The sequence below is a fragment of the Amycolatopsis sp. MtRt-6 genome (genome assembly GCF_017308975.1).
In the GTDB taxonomy this organism is placed as follows: Bacteria; Actinomycetota; Actinomycetes; order Mycobacteriales; family Pseudonocardiaceae; genus Amycolatopsis.
Map to the genome: position 1 here is coordinate 113,966 of NZ_JADWPD010000020.1, position 18,020 is coordinate 131,985.

Sequence of the window (18,020 nt, forward strand, 5' to 3'; positions counted from 1 at the left end):
GCACTTCTTCCGACGCACGCGGTTCCAGTGGTTCCGTCCCAGGGAGCTGGAAGCGCTTTCTCGGCACTCTAGGCAGCGTGCTCGGCCGCTGTCAACGGCCGGTCGTTCACCCTTCCGCCAGCACCGCGTCGATGCCTCGTTCCCTGGCCAGGTGCGCGGCCCCGAGCACGGTCGCGCGGGCGCCCAGCTCGCTCACGACGACCTCGGCCGGCCAGCTCAGCCGGTCGACGGTGGCGACGACCCCGGGCCGGAGCAGCTTGTTCCGGCCGACCCCGCCGCCCAGCACGACCAGGCCCGGATCGACGACCGCGCAGATCGACGCGGCCAGGTTGCCCACGGCCTCGGCGTGTTCGGCGACGATCTCGAGCGCGACGGCGTCGCCCTTCTCCGCCAGCGCGAACAGCGCGGCAGCCGTCCGCGGCGCCGGGTCCGGGCGCCCCGCCCAGCGTCCGCGGGCACGCTGCAGCAGCGCCCGCGAGCCGAGCCGCGCTTCCAGGGCGTCGCGGACCGGCGGCCGGTCGTCCGCCCACGGGTAGGCCAGCCGGGCGACCTCCCCCGCCGCGCCATTGGCCCCGCGCACGAGCCGGCGGCCGAGCACGACACCCGCCCCGATCGCCACGCCGACCTGCAGGAACACGAAGCTGTCGTGGTCACGGCCCGCCCCTTCGGCGAGCTCGGCGATGGCCGCGCAGTTGACGTTGTTCTCGGTGTGCACGGGCGCGCCGGCGGGCAGCCCGAGCGCGGCCACCGCGGCGGAGATCCGCGCCATGGTCGCCGGCTCGCCGCGGCCGGGCGGGGAGACCACATCGGACACCGCGACCACGACGGCGCGGAGCGGCCCCCGCCCGCTCCCCCGGCGCAGCACGGCCGCCACCATGGCGGCCGCGGAGGCGGGCCGCGCAGTGTGGTCTTCGTCGAGCAGCTCACCGCCGAGCGTGGTCGCCCGCAGCGCGACCTGCGTCGAGCCGCGGTCGACGGCCAGCACGTACCCGGCGCGGGGCCCCAGCCGGTAGACCGCCGCGGTCCGCCCGGTGGCGCCCGACGAGCTGCCGCTGCGCTCGGCGAGCCCGGCGGCCTCCAGTTCCGCCATCACCAGGGAGACCGTCGGCTTCGACAGCCCGCACGCCACCGCGAGCTGCGGCCGGGTGGCCTGACCGGCGGCGGCCAGCGCGGCGAAGACCTCGCCGGCCCGGTCGCCGATGCCCGATTTCGCCATCTGCACCTGCTTTCGCCTCGGTGAAACTGTCGAATGCGCCTCGCCCGTCCCGCGCCCGTTGACAACGCCGGAGTTCGTTTGTTTACTACTTAACCAAGTGCGGGTCCCAGCCGCATCATCGTTTTTCCGGGCCACCGAGGGCAAGGGTCAGGAAAGCGCTTTCCGACCACGTCGACCGGTCCGAAGCCCAGGACGGCAGGGAGGCTGCGAAGCGGATGGATCCGATCCTGCTGCCGAGCCAGCACGCGAGCTCGCACGACCTGCCCGACGACCCCGGCCGCCTCGACGCGGTCCTGGCCGCGGCCGCCGCCGACGCGCTCGCCGCGCAGCAGCCCGACGGCAACTTCGAGGACCCCGCGGCCGACGACGACGTCGGCGACATGGGTCTCGGCGTGATCTCCCTGCTCTGCCTGGCGTGGCAGCGCAAGGCGTCCGGCGATCCGGCGTTGCCCGACGCGGTGCGCCGGGGCTTGGACTTCTTCCTGACGCACCGGGTGTTCCGGCGCGACAACCCCGGCGAGCCGTTCCTGCGGGTCCGCGACAGCGGGCTGCCGTACGCGAGGTACATGCCCGGCGAGGGCGAACACCCCTTCGGCGACTGGCCGAGCACGGTGTGGGCGATGCTGCACGCGGTCAACGTCCTGGAGCTCGGCGCGGGCCTGCTCGCCGGTGACCGGTACGCCGAGGTGACCGAGCTGGCGCTCGGGTACTGGCGGTGGCTGACCGAAGCGAGCATGTTCAACCCCCAGCAGACGGGCAACCAGGCCCTCGGCGCGATCGTCGCGGGCCTGATGCTCGGCCGCCACCTCGACGGGGTTTCCCGTGAGCGCGAAGGCAAACGCGTCACCACGGCGGCCATGCGGCTCTACACCGACGTGATCCGCCCGTCGCGGGTGACCGACCGCGGGTTCGCGCTGCCGGCCGAGCACGGCGCCGGCCACGACCAGAACTACCTGCCGATCTCGCTGTCCTTCCTGGCCCAGGCCCACCGCGTCACGGCCGACCGCCTGTTCCTCGACGACGGCGCGGAGCTCGCCCGCCACCTCGACTGCCGGCTGTCGGCCCGCGGCTTCGACTACGGCGGCCCCCGCTACAGCGAGCAGCACTGCGGCGCGGAGGGCTTGCTCGGCCTCCGCTACTTCAGCGCGCACCTGGCGACCGACCTGGGCCGTTACCTGGCCGACCGCCGCGTCGCCTACTACCCGGCGGCCCGGACCGGCGCGCCGAGCGGGCACTTCGCGTTCACGACGGTGTGGCTGTACCAGGACGGCAGCAGCTGGCACCCGTCCTCGTCGTTTCCCGTCACCACGCCGTATTCGCTGCGCCACCGCGCCGCGTCCGTGTCGCTGACCGCGAGCCACACGCCGTACCTGATCGACGCGGGCCGCGCCGTGGTGATCGAGTCCGTCGTGGCGGGCCAGCACGGCATCGGCCCGGTCCTCGGGTACGACGACGGCCCCCGGACGCTGCTCACCCGCGCACTCGGCCCGCTGCGCGTCGGCGACGCCTCCGACGGCGACGTCGTCGCCCGGCTGGTGACCAAGGCGGTGGTCACCCGCGAGCAGGTGATGCTGAGCGTCCGGCAGCTGTGCGTGGTCGAGCCGCGGCGGACGACGCTGGTCGCGGTGGTCCCGGCCGAGGGATGCGACTTCCTCGCGGGGCTGCCGTACGTCGAGGAAACCTCGGAGGGACAGCGCAAGATCGTCACGGTGGCTTCGCCGGGCGGGGCACCGTTCGACCTGGGCAAGCCCGGCGCGGTCCTGGAGACGGGCGGCACGCTCTTCGCGGGCAGCATGGCCATCACGTCGGGAGCGGCGCTGCGGGTGGTCAACCCCCCAGCGGGCCGGACGAGCTTCAACAGCCCGGAGACGATCGGGCTGACGCAGGAGCAGCTGGCGTTCTCCCTGGCCGACGACCCCCGCGGCTACGGAAACCCGGACGCGGGCTGGCACCGCGTGACGGACACGAACCACGTCCTGGCGGGGCCGCTGCGGGATTCCCCGCCGGGCACGTCGGTCTTCGCGGTCCGCTACGGCCCCCACGACGACGTCCCGTTCGCCGTCGCGGTGCGGGAAACGGCCGAAGGCTTGCAGATCGAGACGCCGGGCTTTTCGGTCGTCGTCGGCGATGCCGCGGGCGACGCGGCCGGGGAGCCGATCCTCCGGTTGACGGCGCGTCCGTAACGTCCGGCTGCGTTAACCTGGCGTGTCCGGAGAGGAGCGCTCGGTCGGTGGACGAGGAAGAAGCCACGCTGTCCGGGACGGCGGCCGCCTCGGGGCCGGGCAGCATCGCGGTCGGTGCCGTCGGGCGGGACGTGCACATCGTCCAGCAGGCCGCCGTGCCCGGGCCCGCCGCCGTCGTGACCAGGCTGTCCGGTGACCCGGGCGAGCTCTTCGTCGGCCGCGGCGCGCAGACGCGGCGGCTGCTCGACCTGCTGGAGGCCGGGACCGGTGCCGCCGTCGTCGTCGGGATGGGCGGGGTCGGGAAGACCGCGCTGGTCCGGCGCGTCGCGGCCGACGCGCTCGGACGCGGCTGGTTCGATGGCGGCGTCTTCTTCGTCGACCTGCACGGCTACGACTCCGTGCCGGTCCGGCCGCGGCAGGTGTTCGCCTCCCTGCTCCGCGTCCTCGACGTCCCCGCCGCGGACATCCCGCCGACCGCCGACGAGCAGGCCGCCGTGTACCACCAGGTCCTCGACCGGCTCGCCGACGCCGGACAGCGGGTGCTGCTGGTGCTCGACAACGCCTCCGCCGCCGACCAGGTGCGCGACCTGCTGCCCCGGCACCACGCGCACCAGGCGCTCGTCACGACCCGGGACACCCTCGGCCTGCCGGGGACGCACCGGTTCGACCTGGACGTCCTGACCGGCGAAGACGCCGTGCGGCTGCTGACGCAGGTCCTCGCGCACCGGAACCCCGAGGACCCCCGGCTGTCCGCGGACCCCGCCGCCGCGGCACGGCTGGTGACGATCTGCGGCGCGCTGCCCCTCGCCGTCCGGATCACCGCGTCGGTCCTGGCCGACGAACCCCGCCTGGGCGTCGGCGAGCTGGTCGCCGAACTCACCGCGGCCGACGGGCCGGGTGTCCACCGGACGGAACACGGCGAGGAGACCGTCTCGGCCGTGTTCGACCAGTCCTGGCACCGGCTCCGGCGGCGCAAGGCCGACGCCGCCGCGATGCTCCCGTTGCTGACGCTCAACCCCGGACCCGACTTCGCCACGGACGCGGCCGCGGCACTGGCCGGCACCTCGCCCGCCGCCGCCGCGGCCCGGCTGCGCACCCTGCGCGCGGCGTCGCTGCTGCAGCAGACGCCGACCGGCCGGTGGCAGCTGCACGACCTGATCCACCTCTGCGCCCAGCACCACCTGACGCCGGAGGCCGCCGGCGCCGCCATTCCGCGGCTGTTCCAGTACTACATCGACGCCGTGATCGCGGCCGACCGCGGGCTCGGGGGTGAACCAGGCGAGCGGTTCCCCCACCCGCGGGACGCGTTGGCGTGGCTCGACGCCGAGCGCGCGAACCTGACCGCCGCCGTCGTCGGCGCGCGCGTGCTCGGCATCAACGAGTTCGCCTTCCTCATCGGTACTCACCTGACCGAGTACCTCGAGTGGCAGCGTCACCTGACCGACTGGCTCCTCGTCACCGACCACGCCACGCGAGCGGCAACGGCCATCGGCGACCCGCAGGTCTCGGCCATCGCCTGGAACAACTTCGGCGTCGCGCTGGAGCAGGCGCGGCGCCACGACGACGCGCTCCGCGCCCATCGCCAGGCGCTGGCGCTCTTCCAGGAGACAGGTGACCGCTCCGGCGAAGCCGCGAGCTGGAGCAACCTCGGCAACGCGCTGCTGAGCAAGCGCCGGATCGACGAGGCGATCGAGGCGCACCGCCACACCCTGGACCTGTGCCGGACACTGGGCGACGACGCCGGGCAAGGCCGCGCTTGGGCCAACCTCGCGTTGGCGTTGTTCAGGGCCCAGCGGCACGAGGAGGCGCTCGAGGCCCACCGGCAGGCGTTGCGCTGGACCCAGGAGAGCGATGACCGGCACCACGAAGCGCAGATCTGGAACAACCTGGGCAACGTGTTCAACGAGCTGAAACGCTTCGACGAGGCGATCGACGCGTACACCCGGGCCGGGGAGATGCACCGCGACGCCGGAGACCGGTACCGCGAAGCCGAGGCGGGGACCAACCTCGGCACCGTGCTGCGGCAGGTGTCCAGGTTCGACGAGGCGATCGAGGCGCATCAGCGCGCCATCCACCACTTCCGGCAGATCGGAGACCACCGCTCGGAAGGGATGGCCTGGTTCAACCTCGCCTTCGCGCTGGGGCCCGCGCGCTCGGTCGAAGAGGCGAAATCGGCCTGGGAGACGGCCGCGCGGCTCTTCCGCGAGGCCGGCGACGACGAGTCGCTCGCCGAAACGCTGCGGTGGCTGGAAGCTCCCGGTTGACGCTAGCGATCGGCGGACCGGTAGCGCTGCATCTTCTCCCGGCTGCCGCACGCGCTCATCGAGCACCACCGGCGCGCCCCCGCCCGTGACGTGTCGAGGAACAGCAGCGAGCACTCGGGGTTGGCGCATTCGCGCACGCGGGCGGCGTCGGCACCGCCGAGGACCGCGACCGCGTCCGCGGCGATCAGGGCCAGCAGTGCCGGGACCGTCGGCGAAACCGGCTGTGCCCGCAGCCCGGCCGGGGTGACGTGCAGGGCGGTGCCGGGTGGCGGGTGCGCCGCCCACCGGTTCACCGTGGCGACGTCCGCGGCCGCGGTGCCCCCGAGCAGCAGCCGGTAGACGGCTTCCCGGAGTTCGCGGGCCGCCGTCAGGTCCGCTGCCGTGCAGGGCGGGTCTTCCGGCGTCAAGCCCGCTTCGGTGAACCAGCGGCCCAGCGCCGCGGGGTCGGGCACGCGTTCGAAGCCGCCGTCGCGCCACCGCATGCCGACCGTGGCCGTGAAGTCCACCGACGGCCGCCCGCCGTGGAAGCGGAAGCCCTGCTTGTCGCCCACGCCGGGGAGGCTACCGCGTTACCGGTTGAACCGGTAACGTGCGAAAGGTGAAATTCACGATCATCGGCGCGGGCGGCCTGGGCGGGTTCTTCGGGGCCCGGCTCGCCGCCGCCGGACACGACGTCTCCTTCCTGGCCCGCGGCGAGCACCTCACGGCGCTGCGCGAGCGCGGCCTCACCGTGCTCGACGCCCAGGGCGCGGCCACGACCCTGCCCGTCCACGCCACCGGCGACCCGGCGGAGCTCGGCACGGCCGACGCCGCCCTGCTCGCGGTGAAGACCTTTCAGCTCGCCGACGCCGTGGCCGCGCTCCCGGCCGGAGCGAACGCGGTGATCACCGTGCAGAACGGCGTCGACGCCCCCGCGGCGGCCGCCCGGACGCTGGGCAGGGACGCGGTGCTCCCCGGCGTGGCGAAGGTGATCGCCGCACTCGCCGGGCCGGGCACGATCCGGCACGTCGGCGGCGCGGGCTCGCTCGACATCGCGGAGTGGGACAACCGGCCGAGCGAGCGGGTCGAGCGGATCCGCGCCGTGTTCGGCGCCGCCGGGATCGCCTCCACTCCCCCGGCGGACATCTGGGCCGAGCTGTGGGCGAAGTTCCTGTTCATCGCGCCCGTCGGCGGCCTGGGCGCGGTCACCGGCGCCCCGTTCGGCGAGCTGCGCGCCCACCCCGAAACCCGGCGGACACTGGAGGCCGCCATGGCGGAGATCGAACGCCTGGCCCGCGCGTCCGGCGTCGACCTGCCCGCCGACGTCGTCGCCGCCACGATGGCGTTCGTCGACCGGCAGCCCGCCGAGGGGACAACGTCGCTGCAGCGCGACATCGCCGCCGGGCGTCCGTCCGAATTGGACGCTTGGACCGGTTCGGTGGTGCGGCTCGGCCGGGAGAACGGCGTCCCGACACCGGTCAACGACGTCCTGCACGCGGTTCTGCGCCTCCGCGAAGGCCGATAGCCGACCGGAGGGCGCGAAAGTCTGGCACGATCAGGCCGTGACCAGCAGGCGGTGGACGCGCGGACTCGCGATGGCGGCCGTCCTGCTGCTGGCGCTCACCGCCTGCACGGCCGAGTTCGGCGACCTCAAGCTGCGGATCGCCGCCGGCAACCCCGGCGGCGTCTACTACAAGCTCGCCCAGCCGCTCGCCACCGCCTGGCAGACCGGCCTGGACATCGACCGGCCGCAGGTGCTGCAGACCCAGGGCTCGCCCGACAACGTCACCAAGGTGCTCGCCGGCGAGGCCGACGTCGCCTTCGTCGCGGCCGACGTCGCCGCGGACCGGTACGAGACCCGCCGCGACCTGCGGGCACTCGCCCGGATCCACGACGACTACCTGCACGTGGTGGTCCGCACCGACTCCCCCATCCGCTCGGTGTCCCAGCTCAGCGGCCACCACATCGCGATCGGCTCACCGGCGTCGGGCGTCGAGTACATCGCGAAGAAGCTGCTGGCCGTGGCCGGCCTGACCGGCTCGGTCACCACGACCCTCCGCGGCCTCGACGACTCGGTGCGGGCGCTGCTGAGCGGCGAGGTCGACGCGTTCTTCTGGTCCGGCGGCCTGCCGACGCCGAAGCTGGCGGAGTACAACATCCAAGGCTCGCTGCGGCTGCTCGACATCGCCGACCTGATGCCGAAGATGCAGGCGCTCAGCCCGGTCTACAGCACCTCGACGATCCCGGCGAGCATGTACAACCAGCTGGTCCCGGTGACGACGCTGGTGGTGCCGAACTTCCTGGTGGTCCCGCAGTCGATGCCCGACGACGTGGCCGAGGCCCTGGTCCGCGGCCTGTTCGACGCCCGCGGCGCGCTGGCGAGCGCCAACCCGGCGGCGTTGTCGATCGACGTCCACCCGGGCATCGAGACCCAGCCGATCCCCCTCCACCCGGGCGCGCTGCGGTACTACCGGTCGCAGAAGACCTAGGCCACCGGGAACACCATCGAGATCCGCAGCCCGCCACCCTCGGGCAGGTCCAGCTCCAGCTCCCCGTCCGAATGCGCCACGAGCTCACTGACGATCGCCAGCCCCAGCCCCGAACCCGGCACGTTCTGGTGCGCCGGGCTGCGCCAGAACCGGTCCAGCGCGCGATCCAGCTCGTCCGGCCGCAGCCCCGGCCCGTGGTCCCGCACCGACAGCCGCACCCGGTCACCCTCCCGGGTCACCGCGACCAGGACCTCCGTCCCCGCCGCGGTGAACTTCAGCGCGTTGTCCAGCAGCGCGTCCAGGATCGTCTCCGCACCCCGCGGTGGCATGCACACGCGGGCGCCGTCGCCGGAGGTCTCCACCACCAGCCGGACGTCGCGGGCCTCGCCGACCACCGACCAGTCCGCGACGCGCTCGGCCACCACTTCGTCCAGCACCACCGGGTCCAGCTCGCCGCCGGAGGCCTCGGCGCGGGCCATCGACAGCAGCCCGTCCAGGATCTGGTGCAGGCGGCCCGCGTCGACCCGCGCCGCCTCCAGGTCGGCGGCCGCCGGCTCGTCGTCGACGTGGCCTTCGAGGTTGCCGAGGCGGATCTTCAGCGCCGTCAGCGGGTTGCGCAGCTGGTGGGACGCGTCGGCGACGAACGCGCGCTGCGCCGCCAGCGCGCCCGACACGCTCGACGCCATCCGGTCGAACGACCGGCCGAGCTGCCGCAGCTCCGGCGGCCCGCCGCTCTCGCCCACCGGCTCGGCCTCCCGGCCGCTGACCACCGACGCCACCAGCGCGCCGGTCGCGTCGTCGAGCCGGTGCACCGGCCGCAGAATCCAGCGGACCACCGGGATCGCCACGGCCAGCGCGAGCGTGAAGGCGAGGATCCCGCCCGCGGCGAGCAGCAGCCACCACCACAGCACGTCGGCGCGCCCGGCGCCGGTGTCGGACACGGTGAGCACCGCGCCGTGCACCTCGCCGTCGGCGAGCACCGGTTCGGCGAGCACCAGTGGCGTCGAATCCCACGGCATCAGCACGCCCGCCGGCTGGGACCGGCGGCCGGCCAGCGCCTCGTGGACCGGCCCGCTGATCCGCTCGTCCTGGAGGTCGATCCGCGCGGCGCCCCCGCCGAGCGCGGAGGCGAACAGCTTGCCGTCCTGGTCGACGACCGCCACCTGGACGCCGTACACCTCGTAGTAGCGCATCAGGTCGGGGTCGATCAGCGACGGCTTGTTGTCCAGCAGCGGCCGCTCGGCCAGCGACGCGAACCGCGCGGTGTCGGTCAGCCGGTCGAGGAACAGGTCCTGCTGCGCGCCGGCGGCGATGCTCCTGGCCAGCGGGATGCCCAGGCCGAACACCAGCAACGCGACCAGCGTCAGCACGATGCCCTGCAGCCGGACGCGCACCCTCAGCTCCGGGCGACCTGGCCGGCGAGCCGGTACCCGACCCCGCGGACGGTTTCGATCAGCGCCGGACGGCCCAGCTTCGTCCGGAGCGTCGCGACGTGGACGTCCAGCGAACGGCTCTCCGCCGCGCCGCGGTGGCCCCACACCTCGGTGAGCACCTGCTCGCGCGAGCAGACCGCGCCGCGCGCGCCCGCCACCAGCGCCAGCACCTGGAACTCCTTGCGGGACAGCGCGACCACCTTGCCGCCGACCAGGACCTCGTGCCGGGAGACGTCGACGGTGACGTCCCCGACCCGGATGACCACCGGCTCGGCGGCGGCGTGCTCCCCGCGGCGGCGCCGCACGGCCTCGACCCGGGCGAGCAGCTCCTCGACGTCGTAGGGCTTGACGAGGTAGTCGTCGGCGCCCGCGCGCAGGCCCTGGATCCGGTCGTCGACCTCGCCGCGCGCCGAGACGACGATGATCGCGACGTCGCTGACCGAGCGGATCTGGCGACACAGCGTCACACCGTCGATGTCCGGCAGGCCGAGGTCGAGCAGGACGACGTCCACCTCGTGCACCCGTTCGAGCACGCCGGCGCCCTTGGCCAGCCGGGCGATCTCCAGGCCACGACGGGTCAGCGCCGGGATGAGCGCACCCGCGACCCGGTCGTCGTCCTCCACCAGCAGCACCCGCACCCGTCCGCCTCCCATGGTGACCTGCTTCACCGGCCGGTAGCGACGAACTCTAGGAGGTTCGGGCGGGACACGCACCGGCCACCCGGACGGCCACTCTCCGTGACCTCGGGTGGACACCCCCCAAAATGGACATCGATACTCAGTTGAAACCCTAAGTATTGCTCAAGCGGCCTTGCCAGCCGGTACGACAACGGTAGGTTCTCGCCCATCGCGTGGTGACCCATGCCCGATCTGCACGAACGACCCGGGAGGCCAGATGACCGCGGAGGTGGCGGCGCCGATGATCAAGGCGTCCGCCGTGAACAAGTACTTCGGCGACCTGCACGTGCTCAGGGAGATCACGCTCGAGGTGCCTCGCGGCCAGGTCGTCGTGGTGCTCGGCCCGTCGGGCTCGGGCAAGTCGACCCTGTGCCGGGCGATCAACCGGCTCGAGCCGATCAACTCGGGCGAAATCGCCGTCGACGGCGTCCCGCTGCCCGCCGAGGGCAAGGCGCTGGCCGCGCTGCGGGCCGACGTCGGCATGGTGTTCCAGTCGTTCAACCTGTTCGCGCACAAGACCATCGTCGAGAACGTCATGCTCGCGCCGGTGAAGGTCCGCAAGACCTCGCAGGCCGAGGCGCGCAAGACGGCGATGGAGCTGCTGGAGCGCGTCGGCATCGCCAACCAGGCCGACAAGTACCCGGCGCAGCTTTCCGGCGGGCAGCAGCAGCGCGTCGCCATCGCGCGGGCGCTGGCGATGCGGCCCAAGGTCATGCTGTTCGACGAGCCGACCTCGGCGCTGGACCCGGAGATGGTCCAGGAGGTCCTCGACGTGATGACGGGGCTGGCCAAGGACGGCATGACGATGCTCGTCGTCACCCACGAGATGGGGTTCGCCCGGCGGGCAGCCGATCGGGTGATCTTCATGGCCGACGGGGAGATCGTCGAAGACACGACGCCGGAAGAGTTCTTCACCGCGCCGAAGAGCGAGCGCGCGAAGGACTTCCTCGGCAAGATCCTGACCCACTGAGAACGTTCCGCGGCGCCGTCGGCGTCCGGGTGACGACACACAGGAGAGATTCACATGAGGATCCGCACCCTCGCGGTGGGACTGCTCGCCGGTGGCCTGGCGCTGACCACGCTGACCGCCTGCGGCAAGGAAGGCACGCCGACCACGCCGGGCTCGGGCGAGCAGAGCGGCACGAACGCCGCGGCGCTGCCGACGTACCCGGTGGCGACCGGCGTCGACCTGGCCGGCTCCCCGGTGTTCGCCAAGATGAAGTCGGCGGGCGCGCTGACCGTCGGCGCGAAGGACGACCAGCCCGGCCTCGGCCAGAAGGACCCGACGACCGGCAAGTTCGGCGGCTTCGACGTCGAGATCGCGAAGCTCGTGTCGGCCGGCCTCGGCTTCGACCCGGAGAAGATCACCTTCCGCACGGTCGACTCGGGTGCCCGTGAGCAGACGATCGCGAACGGCGACGTGAACTACTACGTCGGCACCTACTCGATCACCGACAAGCGCAAGGCGCTCGTGTCCTTCGCCGGCCCGTACTTCGTCGCCGGCCAGGACCTGCTCGTCCGCAAGGACGACAGCTCGATCACCGGCCCGGACACCCTCAAGGGCAAGAAGGTCTGCTCGGTCACCGGCTCGACCCCGATCCAGAAGGTCCGGCAGCAGAACCTGACCGAGCCCGCCAACATCGTCGAGTTCCAGAAGTACTCGCAGTGCGTCGAGAAGCTGCTGTCGAAGGACGTCGACGCGGTCACGACCGACGACGCGATCCTGAAGGGCTACGCCGCGCAGGACCCGGACAACCTGAAGGTCGTCGGCAAGACGTTCTCGACCGAGAAGTACGGCATCGGCCTCAACAAGGACGACAAGGTGCTGCGCGACAAGGTCAACGAGATCCTGCAGAAGGCGCTGGACGACGGCACCTGGCAGAAGATCTACGACGCCACCCTCGGCAAGTCGGGCTCGACCGCGACCAAGCCGACCCTCGAGAAGTACTGATCTGACACCGGGGCCGGTGGATCGGGTTTCCCGGTCCACCGGCTCTCCCACATCCACCCCTTGACCACGGACGCGGGGAAGGCTCCATGGACGTCCTGCTCAACAACCTGGACCTGTTCGGTCCGTTCTTCCTCACCACGATCGAGCTGTTCCTGCTCTCGGCCGTCGGCAGCCTGGTGTGGGGCACGATCCTGGCCATGCTGCGGGTGAGCCCGGTCCCCGTCTTCCGCGCCGTCGGCGCGGTGTACGTGACGATCGCCCGGAACACCCCGCTCACGCTGGTGTTCGCGTTCTTCGTGTTCGCGTACCCGCTGCTCGACATCGTGAAGCTCGACTACTTCCCGGCCGCGGTGACGGCGCTGACCGTGTACACCTCGGCGTTCATCTGCGAGGTCGTGCGCTCGGGCATCAACACGGTGCCGGTCGGCCAGGCCGAGGCGGGCCGGGCGCTGGGGCTGACCTTCGGCCAGATCCTCGGCCAGGTCGTGCTGCCGCAGGCGCTGCGGTCGGTCGTCCCGCCGCTGATCAGCACCCTGATCGCGCTGCTGAAGAACACCACGATCGCCGCCGGTTTCTCCGTCGCGGAGGCCGGCGCGATCCGCTCGTACCTGTCCGAACGCGGTGAGAACCAGCTGATCGGCCTGCTGTGGGTCGCCCTCGGCTTCATCATCCTGGTCGCCGTGCTGTCGTTCGTCCAACGCAGCCTGGAGAAGCGCTGGAGCGTGGCCCGATGAGCAACGTTCTGTTCGACGTCCCCGGGCCGAAGGCGCGGCTGCGGTACCGCACGTACGCGGTGGTCGGCACGCTCGTGGTCCTCGCGTTCATCGCCTACATCGGGTGGCGCTTCTACGACAGCGGCCAGTTCACCGCCCGCAAGTGGGAGTGGCTGCAGTACGCGCAGGTGCAGCGCGACCTGGGCAACGCGGTGCTCCAGACCGTCGAGGCGTTCGCCGCCGCCGCGGTGCTCGCGCTGATCTTCGGCGCCATCTTCGCGGCCGGCCGGCTGTCCGACCACGCCTGGATCCGCCGGATCGCCGGGTTCGTCGTCGAGTTCTTCCGGGCCATCCCGGCGCTGATCCTGATGTTCCTGTTCTACTTCGGCCTGCCGACGGTCGGCGTGCCGATGACGCCGTTCCTCGGCGTGGTGTTCGGCCTGACGCTGTACAACGGCTCGGTGCTCGCGGAGGTCTTCCGCGCCGGCATCCAGTCGCTGCCGAAGGGGCAGAGCGAAGCCGCGTACGCCCTCGGCATGCGCAAGACGCAGGTGATGTTCCTGGTCCTGCTGCCGCAGGCGATCCGGGCGATGCTTCCGACGATCATCAGCCAGCTGGTCGTGCTGCTGAAGGACACCGCGCTCGGCTTCATCATCACGTTCCAGGAGCTGCTGTACTACGCGCGCTACATCGGTTCGCAGGGCGCGTTCGGGCGGCCGATCGTGCCGTCGACGATCGTGGCGACCGCCATCTACGTCGTGATGTGCCTGCTGCTGACGGCGCTGGCGACGTACCTGGAGCGGCGCAACCGCCGCAACAAGAAGGTCGTGGGCACACCGCCCCCGGTGACCGAGAACCTCGCGGCCGCTTCGGCCTGAGTCACCCGTTCGAGGCCCCCGGGATCCGTCCCGGGGGCCTTGTCGTGTCCCGGGGCGTCCCCTAGCGTCGGCGGCATGGGTGTCGCACTGGTGACGGGCAGTTCACGGGGTCTCGGCCGGATGATCGCCCGGAGACTCGCCCGAGACGGGTTCGCCGTCGCGCTCAACGGCCGCCACGACAACGCGGATCTCAAGACGGCCGCGGAGGGCATCGCCGCCGAAGGCGGCCGCGCGGCGGCGTTCGCCGCGGACGTGACGGACCGGCGCCAGGTCGGCGAGCTGGTCGACGCGGTCACGGCGGTGCTGGGCCCGATCGGGGTGCTGGTCCTCAACGCCACCGGCCCGCAGCCGGAGGCGCCGCTGGCCCGGGTGGACTGGCCGGATCACCTGGCCCAGCTGGACTTCTTCGTGCGCTCGCCGGTGCTGCTGGGCCACGCGGTGCTGCCGGGGATGCGCGCCCGCGGCCACGGCCGCATCGTGCACGTCGACTCGGAGGTGGCGGACCGCCCGCCACCCGGCCGCTCGGCGTACGTCACGGCCAAGAACGCCCAGATCGGCTTGGTCCGCGCGTGGGCGCGCGAGCTGGCCCCGGACGGCATCACGGTCAACACGGTGGCACCCGGGTTCATCCCGGTGGAGCGGCACGCGGAGGTGCCGGCGGCCGAGCGCGAGGAGTACCGGGCGTCGGTCCCCGCCGGGCGGCTGGGCACCCCCGAAGACGTGGCCGCCGCGGTGAGCTTCTTCGCCTCGGACGAAGCGGGCTTCATCACGGGCCAGCGCCTCCTGGTGGACGGCGGCCGCGCGCTCGGCTAGAGCCGCCCGACCCGGGGGTGATTCACGGTGCCGGAGCTGTCCGAGAAGGTCCTGCGCTGGGTGACCGGCGCGGTGGGCGGCGCCCGGGTGGCCGCGGCCGCCGGCTTGCGGGAGCAAGCGAATCCGTGGCTGTTGCGGTTCGAACCGGCCGGCCGGGTCGAGGCGGCCGTGCTGCGGCTCGGGGATCCTGCCGATCCCGGGCAGTGCCGGCGGTTCGCCACCGAGGTCGCGGCACTGCGCGTTGCCGGTGACCACCAGCTGCCCGCGGCCGGCCTGATCGCCACTGACCTCGACGGCTCCGCGGCAGGCGCTCTCGCGGTGCTGACCACGGTCCTGCCCGGGCACAGCCGGATCCCGCCGGTCGCGTCCACGGCGCGGCTGCGAGGCTTGGGCGCCGCGGCGGCCGCGCTGCAATCGGTCCCGCTGGTGCCGCGAGACGCTCTGCCGTTGCGGACCCGCTCGATCGCGGACGTGGACTTCGCGGCCCAACGCCGCGAGAAGGGCACCACGGCGCTGCTGGCGGCGGCCGAGGAACGTCTGGAGCGGCTTCCGGTGCCCCCGGGCCGGCCGGTCTTCGTCCACGTGACCTGTGGTTCGGGAACACCCTGTGGTCGGGCGACCGCTGCACCGGCCTCGTCGACTGGGACTGCGCAGGCGCCGGCTCACCGGGAATCGACCTCGGCGCGGCGCGCTTCGACGCCGCCCTGATGTACGGGCCGCCCGCTGCCGAGCCGGTGCTGGAGGGCTGGCAGCGAACAGCGTGCCGCCGCGCGGAACAGGTGGCCTACTGGGACGTCGTGGCGGCCTTGGGAACCCTGGCCGACATGGCGTTCTGCGTGCCGGCCCTCCACGACCAGGGCAGAACGGACCTCGACGCCGGCCTTCTCGGGCAGCGCCGGGACGCCTTCCTCGGCACGGCGTTGGGACGACTCGACGCCGGAGATCGCTAGTAGTGCCTTGTCAGGTTCGCCGGCGGTTGTTGCGGTGTAACGGTTTCACGGTTCGGTGGCAGGTCAGGCCGGCGCATCCGCTTTTGGGTCGCCTCGCAGCAGGGTGGCGTGGCGGTGCCGGCCTTGCCAGGAGTGGTCCTCGAAGTGGTCCGGGCCCAGACCGGGTTCGAGTTCGCGGTAGTCGTGCTCGATCCGCCACCGGTTCGGTGCACCGTCGGCATTCGGCGATCAGCCACTGCTGCGGCAGGGCGCCATCTTCGGTGCCGCGGGGGACGCGGTGCCCGGCGGGCCGGACCCGCAGGAACAGAAACTGGGAGGACAGCGTGCCGCGGGACGGGAGCCGCCTCCCTGCTGTGGGCCAGGGCCTCACCTTTGAGGTGCACGCTGTAGGCGATGTCCCGCTCGTCGAGCATCTCCACGGCTGGCGTCCATTTCGGACGATCGCCTTCTCTTCGGTTGTGCCACAGCGGTTGCGCCGCGCCCTGGCTGCCTCGGTGACCGCCCCACGCCACCTCGACCCGGGTGCCGGCCTGTCCGCCGACCGCCGCGGCGGCTCGTGGCGCGTTCGTCAGTGTCCTGCGGCGCTTGGCTTTGGCTGCCTTGACCGCCGCCGGGCCTGCCTTGGCAGGGTCGCAGGACTCCGGAGTGCTGCCGACCACGCCCGGTGAACTCGTGCCGTCCTTGGGGAAGCCGCTGTCGTCGACCGCCCAGGCCACCGGATCCAGCAGTAACCCCCGCAGGTACGTCTCGCCCTTGCCCGCTGATCAGGCCGGGCCATCGGGAACGAACACTTCCACCGCGAAAGCCCTAGCAAGGCATTACCAGTGGCCTGGAGAGTGAACCTGAACACCGGAGACCGGCCTGGTGTGCTCGTGGGTGTAGGCCCGTAGCCGTGGGGCTGCGGGCTTGTCCCGTGTTCAGGCTGCGAATGGGAGTGGTTCGTGGAGGTTGTTGCGCCTTGGTTTGCGGCGCCGGTCGATGAACACCGGTGGGAGGAATTCGGGGAGGCCGTCGGTGGCGATGCGGACTTCCCAGCCGGAGCGGTGCAGGAGCCGGTGGTGGTGGGCGCACATCAGGACCAGGTTGGTGAGGTCGGTGGGGCCGCCATCTGCCCAGTGCCGGATGTGGTGACCTTGACAGTGCCGGCGTGGACGATGACAGCCCGGGAACGCACAACCCCGATCCCGGAGAAACAATGCCCGGCGCAGCCCGGCGGAGATCAACCGGCGGAGGCGGCCGAGATTCAGCGGTTCGCTCTTGTCACCGAGGACGGCGGGGATGATCATGGCGTCGCAGGCATGCACCCGCGCTTCGGCCGCAGTCATCGTCCCGGTGTCACCGAGCGTGGCCTTGCCAACTCCGGACTTCAGATCCTCCAACGACACCGCGACCATCACGTGGGCTCGTTCCCCCGCCTGCATCGGCAACTCCGGGGAATTCAAGGCGAGATCGACGGCATCGGAGAAAGCATCCCCATAGCGCTGCGGGGTGGTGCGGAAGTCGGGACCCTCATCCCCGGTGCGACGCTCGGCCAAAGCATCCAACAATGCGCTGGCGCGGGTACCGGTCTCGTCATCGAACCGGCCACTCAGCTCCCACACCCCGGTTCTTTTACGGCGCAGGAACACCTCCCGGGCCGGGGCCGTGGGTTCGGTGTCGTCGGGCTCCTGACCGTCGGGAACCAGGTGGGCGAGGATGCGGGCACCCAGGGCAGCGACCTGCTTGTGCCCGGCCTCCTCAGCGAAAGCCAGCAAGTTGGCCTCAGCGCTCACGCAATGCTCGGGCGGGACCTGGGCCAGCACATCGGTGATCACGTCGATCATCGGGTTGCTCAACCGCCCCGCCCGAGCAGCAACACCCGTGGCGGGAGCCAAGGCAGGGATGGGGCTGCCGTCGAGGTTGCGGCCCGGATTCACCAAGCGGGCGCGCTTGATCAACCGTTCCGCAGCCGACTTCGGCTCATCAGCCAGATGCTCCAACAGCCGGGCAGCGGAGCGGTAGCCGAACAGCTCCATCACCCCACGCTGCTCGATTTCCACCAGCAGTGCACCGAGTTTGGCTTCCGCGGACCGCATAGACGCGACCAACTCACCAATACGGTCGGCAAAAGCCACCGCTTCGGACGAGAGAGCCGCGTCGTTGGTCATACCTCCAGACTACCGACGATCGAACACAGTGACATCACACGATCGGGCAAGAAATCCCAACCCCAGAACACCGGAAAGCCCTACAGAGCAAAAGAAGCGTGGGGAATCGGCGCTGCCGACCACGGAACCCCGAAGCGTTCAACGACAAACTCAAGGAACAAAAGGAAAACTGTCACTGCCGCACCGATCGCCGTGCAGGGCGAGGATCCCATCCGTGTCGCGGGCGAGAAACCGTGAACTGCTTTTCCCCCAGCCCGGCCATGGCGGCGAGCAGGCCATTCCCGTCCATCTCGACCTGTTCATCGCAGGTCTCCCCGTCCCCGAGCC

Annotated in this window: 15 protein-coding genes and 1 pseudogene; 11 read left to right on the plus strand and 5 right to left on the minus strand. The window is 71.9% G+C overall.

All coding sequences use genetic code 11. The annotated features are described in order from the left end of the window. Positions 1–106 precede the first annotated feature (106 nt). Positions 107–1,216: an ROK family protein gene (locus tag I4Q55_RS29975; protein ID WP_206792330.1), complete on the minus strand. Its 1,110-nt coding sequence runs from the start codon at positions 1,214–1,216 to the stop codon at positions 107–109. A 215-nt stretch (positions 1,217–1,431) separates the two neighbouring features. Here I4Q55_RS29975 and I4Q55_RS29980 point away from each other — a divergent pair, with 215 nt between their 5' ends. Both I4Q55_RS29980 and I4Q55_RS29985 read left to right on the plus strand, forming a co-directional pair. After that, entirely contained in the window at positions 1,432–3,399 is a 1,968-nt protein-coding gene (locus I4Q55_RS29980) for a hypothetical protein (RefSeq protein ID WP_206792332.1), read from the plus strand. A gap of 47 nt (positions 3,400–3,446) precedes the next feature. Continuing rightward, positions 3,447–5,663 carry a tetratricopeptide repeat protein gene (locus tag I4Q55_RS29985; RefSeq protein WP_206792334.1) on the plus strand — a complete coding sequence of 739 codons (2,217 nt, stop codon included), beginning with the start codon at positions 3,447–3,449 and terminating at the stop codon, positions 5,661–5,663. Positions 5,664–5,665: 2 nt separating this feature from the next. Here I4Q55_RS29985 and I4Q55_RS50665 read toward each other — a convergent pair whose 3' ends face one another. Continuing rightward, the gene (locus tag I4Q55_RS50665) at positions 5,666–6,214 is read right to left on the minus strand and encodes an ABATE domain-containing protein (protein WP_206792336.1); all 549 of its coding nucleotides are present in this window, start codon (positions 6,212–6,214) and stop codon (positions 5,666–5,668) included. Between the two features lie 47 nt (positions 6,215–6,261). Here I4Q55_RS50665 and I4Q55_RS29995 point away from each other — a divergent pair, with 47 nt between their 5' ends. Continuing rightward, a complete protein-coding gene (locus I4Q55_RS29995) occupies positions 6,262–7,167 on the plus strand; it encodes a 2-dehydropantoate 2-reductase (RefSeq protein ID WP_206792338.1) in 906 nt (301 codons plus the stop codon). Between the two features lie 37 nt (positions 7,168–7,204). Beyond that, complete coding sequence (locus tag I4Q55_RS30000; protein WP_206792340.1) at positions 7,205–8,131, plus strand: TAXI family TRAP transporter solute-binding subunit; 927 nt, start codon at positions 7,205–7,207, stop codon at positions 8,129–8,131. On the opposite strand, the gene I4Q55_RS30005 is transcribed toward I4Q55_RS30000, so the two are convergent. Together I4Q55_RS30005 and I4Q55_RS30010 are read right to left on the minus strand one after the other, a co-directional pair. Beyond that, entirely contained in the window at positions 8,128–9,525 is a 1,398-nt protein-coding gene (locus I4Q55_RS30005) for a HAMP domain-containing sensor histidine kinase (RefSeq protein ID WP_206792342.1), read from the minus strand. The genes I4Q55_RS30000 and I4Q55_RS30005 overlap by 4 nt on opposite strands. 2 nt (positions 9,526–9,527) lie before the next feature. Beyond that, positions 9,528–10,202, minus strand: a complete 675-nt coding sequence (locus I4Q55_RS30010; RefSeq protein WP_206792459.1) for a response regulator transcription factor — start codon at positions 10,200–10,202, stop codon at positions 9,528–9,530. A gap of 280 nt (positions 10,203–10,482) precedes the next feature. Here I4Q55_RS30010 and I4Q55_RS30015 point away from each other — a divergent pair, with 280 nt between their 5' ends. From I4Q55_RS30015 to I4Q55_RS49490, 7 genes and pseudogenes are all read left to right on the plus strand, one after another. Continuing rightward, complete coding sequence (locus tag I4Q55_RS30015) at positions 10,483–11,211, plus strand: amino acid ABC transporter ATP-binding protein (RefSeq protein WP_003054447.1); 729 nt, start codon at positions 10,483–10,485, stop codon at positions 11,209–11,211. A gap of 54 nt (positions 11,212–11,265) precedes the next feature. Then, positions 11,266–12,192, plus strand: coding sequence for a glutamate ABC transporter substrate-binding protein (locus I4Q55_RS30020; protein WP_206792344.1), 927 nt, complete (start codon positions 11,266–11,268; stop codon positions 12,190–12,192). Positions 12,193–12,278: 86 nt separating this feature from the next. Next, positions 12,279–12,926, plus strand: a complete 648-nt coding sequence (locus tag I4Q55_RS30025) for an amino acid ABC transporter permease (protein WP_206792346.1) — start codon at positions 12,279–12,281, stop codon at positions 12,924–12,926. Next, positions 12,923–13,783 carry an amino acid ABC transporter permease gene (locus I4Q55_RS30030; protein ID WP_206792348.1) on the plus strand — a complete coding sequence of 287 codons (861 nt, stop codon included), beginning with the start codon at positions 12,923–12,925 and terminating at the stop codon, positions 13,781–13,783. Before I4Q55_RS30025 ends, I4Q55_RS30030 begins: the two co-directional genes overlap by 4 nt. Before the next feature lie 75 nt (positions 13,784–13,858). After that, positions 13,859–14,596, plus strand: coding sequence for an SDR family NAD(P)-dependent oxidoreductase (locus I4Q55_RS30035; RefSeq protein WP_206792350.1), 738 nt, complete (start codon positions 13,859–13,861; stop codon positions 14,594–14,596). Positions 14,597–14,764: 168 nt separating this feature from the next. Next, positions 14,765–15,300 (plus strand): annotated as a pseudogene (locus tag I4Q55_RS49485) (aminoglycoside phosphotransferase family protein); the annotation flags it as partial. Positions 15,301–15,303: 3 nt separating this feature from the next. Beyond that, positions 15,304–15,546 (plus strand): hypothetical protein, encoded by a 243-nt coding sequence (locus I4Q55_RS49490; RefSeq protein WP_242547060.1) that lies wholly within the window; start codon positions 15,304–15,306, stop codon positions 15,544–15,546. A 917-nt stretch (positions 15,547–16,463) separates the two neighbouring features. Here I4Q55_RS49490 and I4Q55_RS30045 read toward each other — a convergent pair. Next, on the minus strand, positions 16,464–17,693 hold the full coding sequence (locus I4Q55_RS30045) for an HNH endonuclease signature motif containing protein (protein ID WP_206792352.1): 1,230 nt from the start codon (positions 17,691–17,693) through the stop codon (positions 16,464–16,466). Between the last annotated feature and the right edge of the window lie 327 nt (positions 17,694–18,020).